Consider the following 13,628-nt stretch of genomic DNA (forward strand, 5'->3'; position numbering starts at 1 on the left):
AGACCTAAAGTTGGGAATTATAAGTAAAAATACAATTTTGAAAGCAATTCACAACTAGGAGGTTGGATTAATATCCCTAATGCTTGTTGGGAATTATAAGTAAAAATACAATTTTGAAAGCAATTCACAACGCATTAGCAAAACAGTATATTATTCCTGTTGTTGGGAATTATAAGTAAAAATACAATTTTGAAAGCAATTCACAACTTATCAAGTTATCGGTTGTAAAGACCTAAAGTTGGGAATTATAAGTAAAAATACAATTTTGAAAGCAATTCACAACATTGATCCGGTTGCATATGTGCAAACTAACGTTGGGAATTATAAGTAAAAATACAATTTTGAAAGCAATTCACAACTATATACAATTATTCGAAATGGCTTGAAAGTTGGGAATTATAAGTAAAAATACAATTTTGAAAGCAATTCACAACATCCTAATGTATCGGACAAACGAATGCAGGGTTGGGAATTATAAGTAAAAATACAATTTTGAAAGCAATTCACAACTTGAAATAGTCATCTACTTTTTTATATGATGTTGGGAATTATAAGTAAAAATACAATTTTGAAAGCAATTCACAACTGTTGGAGATGAATTGTTTCTTGCAAAAACGTTGGGAATTATAAGTAAAAATACAATTTTGAAAGCAATTCACAACACGAAACGGCTTTGATTAGTTATTTTATCAGTTGGGAATTATAAGTAAAAATACAATTTTGAAAGCAATTCACAACATGTGATAAACATTGAAAAAGCTGTCGATTGTTGGGAATTATAAGTAAAAATACAATTTTGAAAGCAATTCACAACACTTGGGAAAAAGCGAAGTTTACAATGGTTGTTGGGAATTATAAGTAAAAATACAATTTTGAAAGCAATTCACAACTCTGGTTTCAAAGACGTCAATAGATGTTTTCTAGTTGAAAATTAAGTTTTTTATAAATTTAGAAAATCAAATACTTTTCTTTTAAACATCTGCAAAGTCAAATATCATCTGAAAATATTAAAGCAAAAGATTCGAATTTTGTACCATCAGGGTCAAAAATTAATTATTATTTCAATAAAAACGCTTGAAAATCAGGCGTTTTTATTTTTTTACATAAACTCAATATCCAACAATATCACGAAATCTTTAATGAAACCAAGACGAAATATTCTTCTTGTCCTATTTTATTTGAGCCTGCTCCATTATTAATTGCATAAATGATACTGGCTATAGTCGTTTTAATACTAATGTTAGCAGTTCTAGTTAACCCATAAAAAAGAACTTTATCCTTAGCTGCCTTGCCATTATTGAAAATAGTATATTTGCCCTGTCTATGCCCGCAGATGAAAGTTTTGTGGTTTAAGAGCAAACAAGAAATTATTTACCAGTTGATTAGAATATTTCCTTGCGGGAATGTCTGATTTAAGCTTGTACATTCTTTTATGAGTTTAAAAAAAAATCAATTCCACTTTATTACTTTTAAGATACTATGAAAATAAGATTAAAAAATATTGCAGTAAACTCATCAAAGAAAATGAAAAAAAATGTTCAGGTTTGTTTTAGATTCTTTGCAGTCATGGCACCGATTCTAATGCTTATTTGTTCTTGTAGCGATGAAAATATGCCTAACAAAAATCCTGAAGACATCAATACATCTGCATGCAAAAACAAGCCTGGTCAAATATCTTACGGGCGTGATACCAGCAAAATAGTATATAATACACAGGACAAGCCGATAGAAATAACTACTAAAGAATATAACATAGCTGCTCCAGCAGAACCGCCTGTAACAGCAATTTATACAATAGACTATAACGCACAGGGAAATGTTGCCAAAATATCAAAAACTATAGATAACCAATTGAAATTGTACTACCAAATGGAATATAATTCCGGTGGAAAATTAATAAAACAATCCAATTTTAATGCCCAGGGCATCTTAGTTGCTTACACAGTTACGCAATATGATGCTAACAGTATTTTGAAAAGTATAACGACCCATAATGAAAATACTTCTGTTGAAGTGACAAGCATTTACCAGTATATGGATGGAAATTTAATAAAAAAATCGATTCAGAACCTTTACGACTTTGATTCACAGGAATATTATAATGCAGATTATACCTATACTTATTTCCTAGACAGGGAAAATAAAATAAAGCCATACTTTGAAGGTCCTTTGGGATTGATTTTTGTCTCAAATCTTTCAAATGAGCAATCGTTGCAATATCTTCCCAATCGCAGCCACTACCAATTGTTCTTCGCTCAGGAGACCTCTTACGAAAAAAAGATGCTGAAAAAAATTGAAATAGTAGCTCATCGGTACTCAACACGTGATACAACCAATATTGACTATTTGTATGAATATGATAGTGATGGATTTCCAACTATGCAGAGAGGCAGCTACGAAAATATTAAACGCCGGTATGTGCCAACTCCTTTTGGAGGTTCTGTGTTCCTTGTTACTCCTACTGATAATTCTTTTGAAAGCAGCATGAGTTTTTCATGTAAGTAAAAGATATTGAGCTATTTAACATTTGGCTTGATTACAGCCAAAAACAATTGGTCTATCAATTTTCTGATAAGATTTTTAAACAACTTAAAATATCTTGTTGGTTGCATTGGCAATCATTATTATATGCTGTCTGGAGCAGTGGATTGGCATTTCTACACTAAAATATTATTGATTAAAGGATAAAAAAGCTGGAATATTTCTTCTTTTGTTACTTACTAAATTATCACGCAGCTGTTTTGCAGTATCTATTTTCATCCAGTGGTAATTGTTACTTCTACATTAGCCGTAAGAAATTGGACTATCGAACCTGCCATAAAACTTTTGGCTACAACTCACTTATGGTAACAGTGAGTTTTTTACTTGGATCACTTATTTTATTAATTCCCGAGTTAAGAAAATCATTTAATAATTGTTAATCGTATTAAATTTAGCCTTCTAAAAATGTATAACCTAAATTATATATTTTCCTTTTATAATTTCTAAATTGAGTTATAAGTAAAAAGCCTCCCAAAACAAATTTTGGAAGGCTTTTACAAGAATAAATAGAACCTAAATTTATTCCTTGATTAATTTCTCGATTGTAATGCCTGTAGCAGTTGTAATCCTTACAAAATACAAACCGTTTGATTTTCCGGAAATATCAAATTTTGCATTATTATCGTTATGTATTATAGTTTGCAATACTCTTCCCTGAACATCAAACAATTCAATCAGTTTGATAGTAGTATCGCTGGTAATAGTCACTTTGCCCTTAGTAGGGTTTGGATACACTACAACACTTTTATCGGCATTGAATTCTTCAGTTCCTAATGACTGGAAAATGGTTTCTGCCACATTTGTTTCAATTGGAAAGTTGTAATCAAAATAAATGCCTGCTTCTTTTCCAACTTCATCTCCTGTGTTAAGATTTGATTTTGTTTTGATTTTGAACAAAATATTTCCATGACCACCTCCCTTAGGAACTGTTTTGGATGAAGGCAAAAATATTTTTTTGAAAACAAACTCAACAATGTTACCATCAATAATGGTTTGTGTGGCATGTGATGAATTTAATAACTGCAAGGAACTAATGTCGTATTTATCTATATCTACAGCGATTCTTACCACAATGTTTTCAGCATCGGCAGTTCCTGTGTTTTCAAAGTTGACAATATAATGCAAATAATCACCAATAGTATCCGGAGATACACTTTCGCCTTCCAGGCAAGTAATATCATTAGGATCAAATGAACCTACAACGGTCTGGTTATAATTAAATGAATTGTCTGATGGAAATTCATCACCCGCAACAGGTGTTATGGCAACAATAAAGTTTAGTATATCCCCATTATTTACAGCTGGTGATTCTTGTGGCGTATTAACATTATATTCAACATCAATACTACGGCTCTCAAAAGGAAGTAAACCACTGTAATTCCACACTAAATTATTCCCCATTTCAGTATCTGCTGCTGGTGTAGCAGCAATCAAATCCATTCTGGAATTATCAAAAGTTAGCGTAACATTGCCTGAAAGTACCTGGTTTCCTTTATTTTTATAAACAATTTTATACAGGGCGTCAAATCCTGGCCTTGCCGGTGTGATAGGACTTATCACTATTTCTACATCAGGATGAACACCATTGGCAGATAAGCAAAAGTATCGATCGCTTGTATTGTAGTCATTATTTGCGAAATCAACGGTTGCACTTGCAGGTGAAATATTGAAAGCTGATGCATTTTCTATATTTGGAGTTATAGTAAAACTTCCTGCTTGTGTATAGAATGTAGAAATACCCTCTAAATTAGTAAAAGCAGAACCTGTGGAGCTTCCATTACTAATATCGATTCTGATATTGGGATGTAAGGGATCATTGATGTTACATCCATTATTATTACCATCAAATATGGTGGTTCCAATTACCGTATTGTGCTGACCGCCTGGGGTAAAACTACAATACGAATTTGAAACTGTTGTTGTCATTCCTAAACTATTCAATTGCGTTTGTACCGCTGCCAATTGCATATCATCAGCACAAATGTAGGCTAAGCCTGGATTTCCTGAGAGCATTAAATTGTATTCATTGCTGCCATTTTTCATTAATAAACTGGTCAGTAAATTATTATTACACCACAAATAAGTAAGATGAGTTGAGGAAGTCAAATCAAGTGTTGTAATTTGATTATCGCTACAAGCTATTGAAGTAAGTAAAGGTGAATTATTTACATTAAGATTTGTAAGTTGATTAAATCTACAATCAATAGATTGTAAATTTGGCAAAGCACTAATGTCTATATTGGTTAGTTGATTCATTCTACAGTCTATACTTACAAGATTTGTAGCAGCACTAAGATCAATAGCTGTAAGCTGGTTGAGACCGCAGCTTAGATCTCTTAGAGAAGTTAAAGCACTAATGTCGAGATTAATCAATTGATTTCCAAAGCAATGTAGATCTATAAGTTTTGTAAGACTGTTTAAATTAAGACTTGAAAGATCATTACCACCACATTCTAAATAGTAGAGATTTACTAAATTATTTACATCAAGGGTTGTCAATTTATTGTTATTACAACTGAAATTGATCAGTTCTGTAAAGTTATTCACATCAAGACTTGTTAGTAAATTATCACCACAATGTAGTGTCGTAAGCTGGTTTAAACCAGTTAGATCTAATGTTGTAAGTTTATTGCTCCTACAATTTAGTTTGGTAAGATTTGGCATGCCCGAAAGATTTAATGTACTGATAATATTATCAGAACAATCTAATTCGGTAATATTAACTAAACCAATCATGTTTAAATTCGACAGTTGATTGTGAGCATAATTCAAGTTAGTGATGTTTGTCAATCCTATCAAATCCAAACTTGTCAATAGATTATACGAGCAATCTAAAGTAGTAAGTTTAGTTAATCCGTTTACAACTAGAGTAGCAAGTCTGTTTTTGGAACATTTCAATTGCTCCAGATCACTCAGATTATTAACATCCAAAGAAGTAATTACGTTTCCTAATGCTCCTAATACACCATCAAATCCATAGTTAGAACAGTCTAAATATTTAAGTTTTGTCAATCCAGCTACTGCTAAAGAGGTAATTTGATTGCCTATTATACCTGTTGAAACATGATTAGAACAGTCTACATATTCAAGATTGGATAGTCCAGTTAGGTTTAAACTTCCAAGTAAGTTATCGTTGCAATACAAATATTTTAAATTAGGAACACCACTTAAATCAATGTTACTGATTTTATTTCGGCTAAAATTTAAGTCAGTAAGATTTGGTAATCCGCTTAAATTTAAAGTGGTAAATTGACTATTAGCACAATTTAATGAAGCAAGAGTATTTATACCATTCAGGTTTAAACTAGTCAATTGGCTATTGGAGCAATTTATAGATTTAAGACTAGTTGTTCCTGAACCATTCACAGTAAAACTAGTTGCAGGACCACCAGCCAAATAGACATTAGCAAGAATGCTAAATCCTGTTGTATTCAATGTTATACTAGGTTGTGTTAAATTTAGATTTAGGTTTTCAAGAACAGGAAATCCATTTAAGGTTAAAGTAGCATTTGGACCTGTGTATTGAAGGTTTTTCAGAGCATTCAAATTGGCACCATTTATAATTAAATTCTCTGGTAAATTAGAACATTCTAAAGTCCCCAATTGAGTTAACCCATTCAGATTTAAAGTAGTAATTTTATTTTCTCCACAACTTAAACTGATCAGATTAGTAGCATTACTTAAATCTAAACTAGTAATTTGATTGTAAAAACAAGCGAAGTGAGCAAGTTTAGGTAAACTGCTAACATTAATACTAGTCAGTAAATTACGATTACAATATAAAGTACTAAGATTTGGTAATCCACTTAAATTAATACTTGCTAGATTATTCGAAGTACACATTACTGTATCCAGATTACTTAATCCATTTATAGTAAGGTTTCCAAGTTTATTATTCTCACAAATTAATAACTCGAGTTTGGTTAAACTAGTTGCATCAAGGTTGGTTAATTTATTAGTACTACAACTTAATATTGTAAGATTTGCTAACCCAGTTACATTAAGGCTCGTTAGTCGATTTTTGTCACAAAATAATTGGCTAAGATTCGGTGATGCACTAACATCCAATGTTGAAATGAAAAAATTTTCCGAACAATTTAATGTAACAAGATGGATTAAAGCACTAACATCAAGGTTGAATAGGATATTATAACTACAATCTAGACTTTTAAGATTTGTAAAACTCGAAATCCCTATTAAATCCAGAATATCTGAACTCGAAACATTCAGCTTGTAAACAGCTAAAGCTTCGCTGGTTTGAATTTCTCCATCATCATCGGTGTCAATTTTAATAGGATTCCCAGTTGCATCGTGTGCTATGAAATTCGTAATGTCAGCTTCCAGTAATTTTGCTTTGAAATTTTCATCAGGAATAGTGACATTTTGTGCATTTACCAAACTGGTAAATAATAACATAAACAAAAGTATTTTTTTTTGCATAATTTAAGATTTTAGATAGTAAATATATTTTTGATTAAAGCGCTTTAATGAGTTCCTGCAATTTTTCCCTTTTACTTTGTGCAATTGGAATATTGCTGTTATCAGCCATAATTACATAGCCGCCATCTGATTTTATATACGATTTTAAATAAGAAAGGTTAATTAAATGAGATTGATGAATGCGTTCAAAACCATGTTCTGTGAGCATTTCTTCATATTCTTTCAGGGTTTTCGAAATGAGAACTGGTTTATGATTTTTTATAAAAAATTCCGTATAATTAGCTTTCGCTTCACATCGAATAATATCCGCGACTTCAAACAAATGAATTCCATCACTTGTTGAAAGAGCGATTCGTTTGAAATTATCTACTTTTTTTCGAATATTTTCCAGTAATAAATCGATGTTTTCAAATGAATTGTTTTTTCCCACAGCTTCATTTATTTTGACCATTGTATGTTGTAATTCTTCTGGATCAACAGGTTTCAGAATAAAATCCAAAGCACTAAACCTGAATGCTTTTACGGCATATTGTTCATGTGCCGTAATAAAAACAACATGGGCCTTTAGTTTTCCATTTGCTTTTGTCAGCTGTTCCAGAATATCAAATCCAGTTCCATCAGTGAGATGAATATCTAAGAAAATAACCTGCGGACGCAATTTTTCAATGGCAGCAATTCCTGTTTTAACACTTTCTGCTTCGCCAACAATCAGAATGTCATTAGTATACCGTTCTAAAAGTGCTTTTAAACCTTTTCTTAAATGTTTGTCATCATCTATCAGTAGTGCTGTTATCATGTGTTGGTGGTATTAAGATATATATTGAACAGGTAAAAACAAAGTGACTTTGGTACCTGTCTTTTGATCAGAGTTTAATTCGATTATTTCAATTTTTGCAGATTTAGAGGTAATGGATTCCATTATTTTCAAACGCTTTTTTGTAATTTCCAATGCCATTGACTGATGTGCAGTAACTGAATTTTCTTTTAAAATTTTTGATTCAGACAAACCAATTCCGTCATCTGTAATTGTACAGATAAGCTGATTATTATACACATCAAAACCAACATTAATTTTCCCTTTCCCTATTTTTGGCACCATGCCGTGCAATATGGCATTTTCAACAAATGGCTGGATAAGCAATGGAGGCAATCCCATATTGAATTCGACATTTTCTGTAGATTGAATTTCAAATTCGAACTTATCATGAAAACGAAGCTGTTCAAGTTCGAGGTAATTCTGAAGACTTTCAATTTCCTTGTCAATTGGAATAAGAGAACCTTTGGAATATTCAAGCGTTAGACGCATCAGCTTTGAAAACTTCGACAAATATTTTAAAGCAGAATCTGTTCCGTTCTGAACAATAAAGCTTGAAATAGAACTTAAACAATTAAATACAAAATGGGGATTCATTTGTAAGTGAAGTGCCTTATGCTCATATTCGGCTACTTCTTTTTTTAGTGTAAGCTGGCGTTTCACCTGTATTCGGTTATAAATCACCAAAGCCAGTACGATAAGCAATAACCCTCCTAAGATTGAAAAAATGACAAACTGAATTTGTCTTTTATGTTTTTCTAAAAGCAGTGCTTCCTTTTTACGAAACTCATAATTCATTTCAGCCATAGCAAACTTTTTAGTTGTTTCCTGATTTTTAATGCTGTCGCGAACTGCCATATAATTTTTATAATGTGCTAATGCTTCTCTAGGATCATTTAACGATTCATACAATTGGCTTAGTAATTCTTGTGTATTGAGTGCTTGTTCAATAGCGCCGGTTTGCTCCGCGTATTGCAAAGACCGAAGTGCAAGTGACAAGGCTTCCCTGTACTTTTTTTGACTCTGCAACAACAAGCCAATGTTATACAATGCCAGTGAAGCCCCGAATTTATTCTTAATTCCCTCATACAAATTCAATGACTTGTGGTAAAATGTATCCGCCAGTATAAGATTATTTTGTTTTATATAGTAATCTCCAACATAATTGTTCAAAAGTGCCAATCCGCGTTTATTATCATATTTAAGAAAACCTTTTTTTGCTTTCTCATAATAATTAAAAGCAGTTTGCAAATGTCCGGTTTCAAAATAAATAACACCAATATTGGTGAGCGTTATGGGAGCATTTTCCTGCTTCAAATCCGATTGTATTTTATAAGCCTCCTTAAGGAATTGCAAAGCTTTGGGATAAATTTGCTGCGATTTGTACAAAATTCCGATGTTGTTGAGGGTTTTGGAAACACTTGAAAATTCGTTAATTTCCCTGTATAATTTTAGTGCCTTCTCATAATTATTTAAAGAGAGGTTATAATTGTTTTGTTCAGAATATACGACTCCGGAGCTGGCATAAGTCCTCGCCAATCCGCTTTTTAATTTTTTGTCTTCTGAATTTTGAAGCAATGCTTTTTCAAATTCTGACTTCGCTTTATTGAAATATTGAAGAGCGGTTGGATAATCTCCTAAAATAATAGATGCATTTCCCTTGTTGATGCAGGAATTTGCAAATCCTGAAGTATACCCTTTTTTTAAACTGAGCACCATCGCTTTTTGTGCATAAAACAAAGTAGAATCAGGATTGATTTCCTTGTATAAATCAGCCAGTTTATTGTATTGATTGACTTTTGAGGTATCTGATTTAACACTAGTCAGAACCTTTTTCAAACTATCAATCTGTACATACTGGGCATTAACTATACTGCCAATGAGAATAATCAGGATAAAAGTTGGTATACGTAATTTTAGACTCACCTTACTGTGTTTAAATTATTTCCAGACAAATGTATAATATGTTTTTAAGTATTATAACATCAATTATTATTTGATGCTTTTGACTTATTATTTAAATCTTCTTATTGATTTGCCGAATAACTTTAACAGCAATTATAAAAAAACCTCCCGAATATAGATTCGGAAGGCTTATGAAAACTAAGATAAAAATGATTGTACAATAAATCATTCTGTCTCCTAATTGAGTATAATTATTTAAACTAAAGAGGTTCCCACAATTCAATCTTATTACCTTCTGTATCCATAATATGTACAAATTTTCCATAGTCGTAAGTGGTAATTTCATCTAGTATGGTTACTCCATTTTGTTTAAGTTTATTGACAAGACCTTCAATATCATGAACCTGGTAATTAATCATAAAATCTTTTTTGGAAGGAGAAAAATAGTCATCCCCTTTTTTGAAGGGACTCCATTGAAGCGCATTGATCTCTTCAGGCTTATTAATATTTCTGGATTCAAAACTAACCGAACCCCATGCATTTACTTCCAGCCCTAAATTTTCAGCATACCATTGTTTAATTTCTCCCGGATTCTCTGAAAAAAAGAAGATTCCGCCAATTCCTGTTACTTTTGGCCTGGTGTCAGGCGAAGACTCATTATTTTCGTTGTTTTTCATAATTTTTACTTTTAGAATTGTTGCTTTCCTTTACAAATGAATATAGAATGTTATTACTGATAATCTATTTCACTAATTTATAATGATATAATTTTCTATCTGAATTAGTAATATTAGTTGCTTATTTTTTTGACGGATTATTAGCTAATTTTTTCCTTAATTTATCTATTCGTCTTTTATTTTCCTGTTGCAACAAAGATGGATATAAATTCATCAGTATATTCACTATCATAATAATCAATGCGAATGAATAGTTTGAATTTATAATTTTCACTAAGGCAAAAATAGTCACAAAACCAAAACCGATTAAATGACTTATTTCAGAAATTGTCATTTCGTTTCGTAAAAAATTTAAATCGGATATTTCAATTTTCTTGTTGATTTTCAGTTTTTGGTTAAAAAATTTAAAAAAAGTGTTTTTTACAATCCATTTAAAAATCCCAAGTCCTATTTTTTTGTTAAGCCTTTCATTTTTTACAAAACTCATATTTGATAGGTTTTTGTTATAGAATTCTGTTTTCATCAAAAGGGCATTAATTAGCATGCCAACGATCCAGGAAATAAATGCTATCGAAATACTGTAGGTTAGACATTTAATCATCATTCTTTTAAATTATAAATAACATTTTGCCCCTTGTTACATTAACTGAGTAGAGATTATTTTTATTGTAAATTACTGTCATTATAGAACATAACCAATTTTCCAAATATGGCCAAAAGGATCTTTTAATTTTCCAATTCGCCATTCTTCTTCTGTTGTCATAGGACAAATTGAGATCGCAACAAATTTTAAGGCCTGATCAAACAGCTTATCTGCTTCCCGGGTTATAAGAATTAATCTTACAGGATTATTAGATTTTTATCAGGACTTAAGTTGCCAAATTCCGGCTCTTCATCACCAATAAAAATGAGGCATTTCCGATTATTAATTCAGCGTTTAATTTTCCGTCAGGCAATTCATGCTTTGTTTTTTCGGTTGGACCAAAAGCAGAAACATAAAAATCAAGAGCTTTTTTGCCATCATCTAAAATTAGGAAATGTGTTATGTTTATTGTGTTATTTTGAGTCATTTTAATAATAATTATAATTACATTCTTTACAATAGGCAACTAAAATACTAATTAAAATGATAATTAGTGAATTTCAAATGTGTATAAATTTATTTCTAAAAACTGAACTTTTATTGTTTGACCACATAACTGGATTTAAAATAGAAAATCAGCAATAACCTAAAAATTAGTATCAACAGTTAAAATGCCATATAATTCCAATAAAAAACGGGAATAACTTTATAAGTTATTCCCGTTTCACTTCCAATTCATAAGAATCAGATTTTCTTTAATATCAAATTATCTGGTGTAAACAGTAATTGCACCAGTAGCTTTGTTTTTTAATTTTAATTCATTATTGGTAAGATTCATGATATCGCTTACAGTAGCAGTATTACCAATAGTAATAGTTAAATCGTTATGAGATCTCACATAAGTTCCGGTAGACTCACTCACAACACAATCAGTACCTGGTGTATAATCCCCAACAACTGCAACATTACTCAATTTTAGTTCTAAATAATCTTTATTACATCCGCTTGTATTTTCTGTAGCGTCAATTAAAACTTCATTTCCATTAACAATTCCGCCTGTTTTACTAAGTTCGTATTTACCCTGGATTGGTACAATTGTTTCTCCATCATTGTCATCGCTGCTGCATGATGTTGCTGCAAATAACCCAAAACTTAGTGCTAATACGTATAAAAAATTTCTTGTTTTCATGTTTGTTTTATTTTAAAAATTATGTTTGATTTTATACTTACAAACTTACGTTCGACACGTTTTAAATCTGTTTCATAATTTTCAAAATAATTTACATAATTGGTATTTATTGATAAAAACGCAGTTTTATATTAAAAACACAAAGAATAAAATAAAAAAACATCTTGGATCTTTGGTCAAAATGCCTTTAATCAATAACTTAATTTTGTTAATGTATATCATATTTAGCTTATTTATGAGTTTTTCAATATCATATATTTTAACATTAGAACTCGTTTAGAACCAATATAATAGTTGAGTAATTATTCACGCCATAATTTTTCAGCTTCTTTTTTACTTCTTTCAAAAATATCATTACCAAATTTTTTAAAAATCAAGTCCCGCATTTTTTCAGAATAACATTCTGTATAATCCGTAACTACACAACCTCCAGTCTTTGAAATGATTCCATATTTTTCTTTTCTGTAATTGACTAAAAAAGTATCAAACTTTGGATTCCTATGTATAATAAGACCGTATGAAACACTATTATAAATTCCTTTAGAAAATGCTATCTGAGCTTCATTTCTTCCTTCATCACAGTTTTTAAATCTATAAACAGTCGAATCTTTTTCAACACTAATTTTCTGCTGTGAGTAAGTTAGATTGCTAATTAAAATTAGAATTGTAATTACATATTTCATGATTTTTAGTTTAGAAGTTTATCTTACTAGTCCATGTTACAAATACTAAAACGACATTGACATCCCTAAACCATATTGTTTTCCATCATAAACAGGCATAATTATACCGTTCATATTTTCCTTGTTTTTGAATATTGTTTTCTTAATCAATGGATGAAGCCAGTAGGCTATTTTAGTACTCAAAATTCCAATACCGGCTCCGGCAGCAACATCACTAAACCAGTGTCTGTCATTATACATTCTAAAAAATCCAGTTCCTGCAGCTACTAAATAACCTGAAATTCCATACCAGACTGAAACATCTTTATACTCTTGATACAAAAACTCAGCACCCATGAAAGCTGTTGCGGTATGCCCTGAAGGAAATGAGTTATTTGAGGTTCGATCAGGTCTTAACTCGTTTCCAGTCATTTTTATAACATTAACAGTTGTTCCCATAATCAAATAGGCTGAAGTTAAAATAATTGTTCTGTCTTTGAAATTATTTTTCCCTTTAATTCCGGCTGCGTTTAGAGCATACACAGATAAAAATGTACTATATTGAGAAAAATCATCAATTGTTAATTTGTTATCAATATGTTCATTTATTTCTTGTTTAGTATCATTATTAATGTCTTTTAGAGTATGACTTTCCAGTCCAATAACACCATATGCAATTAAAGTTGTGGGAATAATTAATGCCTGATATTTAAATTTTATATTTTTATTTAATGATAGGCTATCCGGACTTTTATATTGTCCAGATGCGTTTAAGACCATAATGCTAAACAGGATAATAAGATTTATTTTTTTCATT

10 protein-coding genes are annotated in these 13,628 nt (G+C 30.9%); 1 reads left to right on the forward strand and 9 read right to left on the reverse strand.

The annotated features are described in order from the left end of the window. Positions 1-1,524 precede the first annotated feature (1,524 nt). A complete protein-coding gene (locus ABI657_RS13355) occupies positions 1,525-2,505 on the forward strand; it encodes a hypothetical protein (protein WP_348097765.1) in 981 nt (326 codons plus the stop codon). 555 nt (positions 2,506-3,060) lie between these two features. Here the strand turns inward: ABI657_RS13355 and ABI657_RS13360 are convergent. The 9 genes from ABI657_RS13360 to ABI657_RS13400 form a co-directional block, all read right to left on the reverse strand. Further along, positions 3,061-6,981: a T9SS type A sorting domain-containing protein gene (locus ABI657_RS13360; RefSeq protein ID WP_348097766.1), complete on the reverse strand. Its 3,921-nt coding sequence runs from the start codon at positions 6,979-6,981 to the stop codon at positions 3,061-3,063. A 34-nt stretch (positions 6,982-7,015) separates the two neighbouring features. Next, a complete protein-coding gene (locus tag ABI657_RS13365; RefSeq protein ID WP_348097767.1) occupies positions 7,016-7,777 on the reverse strand; it encodes a LytTR family DNA-binding domain-containing protein in 762 nt (253 codons plus the stop codon). A gap of 12 nt (positions 7,778-7,789) precedes the next feature. Further along, a complete protein-coding gene (locus tag ABI657_RS13370) occupies positions 7,790-9,721 on the reverse strand; it encodes a tetratricopeptide repeat protein (RefSeq protein WP_348097768.1) in 1,932 nt (643 codons plus the stop codon). A 239-nt stretch (positions 9,722-9,960) separates the two neighbouring features. After that, on the reverse strand, positions 9,961-10,377 hold the full coding sequence (locus tag ABI657_RS13375; RefSeq protein WP_348097769.1) for a VOC family protein: 417 nt from the start codon (positions 10,375-10,377) through the stop codon (positions 9,961-9,963). A gap of 121 nt (positions 10,378-10,498) precedes the next feature. Continuing rightward, positions 10,499-10,981, reverse strand: coding sequence for a hypothetical protein (locus ABI657_RS13380; RefSeq protein ID WP_348097770.1), 483 nt, complete (start codon positions 10,979-10,981; stop codon positions 10,499-10,501). Positions 10,982-11,246: 265 nt separating this feature from the next. Then, entirely contained in the window at positions 11,247-11,447 is a 201-nt protein-coding gene (locus tag ABI657_RS13385) for a hypothetical protein (protein ID WP_348097771.1), read from the reverse strand. 279 nt (positions 11,448-11,726) lie between these two features. Then, positions 11,727-12,149 carry a lipocalin family protein gene (locus ABI657_RS13390; protein WP_348097772.1) on the reverse strand — a complete coding sequence of 141 codons (423 nt, stop codon included), beginning with the start codon at positions 12,147-12,149 and terminating at the stop codon, positions 11,727-11,729. 302 nt (positions 12,150-12,451) lie between these two features. Beyond that, positions 12,452-12,832: a hypothetical protein gene (locus tag ABI657_RS13395; RefSeq protein ID WP_348097773.1), complete on the reverse strand. Its 381-nt coding sequence runs from the start codon at positions 12,830-12,832 to the stop codon at positions 12,452-12,454. Positions 12,833-12,877: 45 nt separating this feature from the next. Continuing rightward, positions 12,878-13,627 carry a phosphatase PAP2 family protein gene (locus ABI657_RS13400; protein WP_348097774.1) on the reverse strand — a complete coding sequence of 250 codons (750 nt, stop codon included), beginning with the start codon at positions 13,625-13,627 and terminating at the stop codon, positions 12,878-12,880. Between the last annotated feature and the right edge of the window lies 1 nt (position 13,628).

This window comes from Flavobacterium sp. (genome assembly GCF_039930565.1).
Taxonomy (GTDB): domain Bacteria; phylum Bacteroidota; class Bacteroidia; order Flavobacteriales; family Flavobacteriaceae; genus Flavobacterium.

Coding starts and splice junctions, on each gene's coding strand:
- ABI657_RS13355 (WP_348097765.1), top strand. CDS start 1,525: ATGAAAAAAAATGTTCAGGTTTGTTTTAGATTCTTTGCAGTCATGGCA.
- ABI657_RS13360 (WP_348097766.1), bottom strand. CDS start 6,981: ATGCAAAAAAAAATACTTTTGTTTATGTTATTATTTACCAGTTTGGTA.
- ABI657_RS13365 (WP_348097767.1), bottom strand. CDS start 7,777: ATGATAACAGCACTACTGATAGATGATGACAAACATTTAAGAAAAGGT.
- ABI657_RS13375 (WP_348097769.1), bottom strand. CDS start 10,377: ATGAAAAACAACGAAAATAATGAGTCTTCGCCTGACACCAGGCCAAAA.
- ABI657_RS13380 (WP_348097770.1), bottom strand. CDS start 10,981: ATGATGATTAAATGTCTAACCTACAGTATTTCGATAGCATTTATTTCC.
- ABI657_RS13385 (WP_348097771.1), bottom strand. CDS start 11,447: ATGACTCAAAATAACACAATAAACATAACACATTTCCTAATTTTAGAT.
- ABI657_RS13390 (WP_348097772.1), bottom strand. CDS start 12,149: ATGAAAACAAGAAATTTTTTATACGTATTAGCACTAAGTTTTGGGTTA.
- ABI657_RS13395 (WP_348097773.1), bottom strand. CDS start 12,832: ATGAAATATGTAATTACAATTCTAATTTTAATTAGCAATCTAACTTAC.
- ABI657_RS13400 (WP_348097774.1), bottom strand. CDS start 13,627: ATGAAAAAAATAAATCTTATTATCCTGTTTAGCATTATGGTCTTAAAC.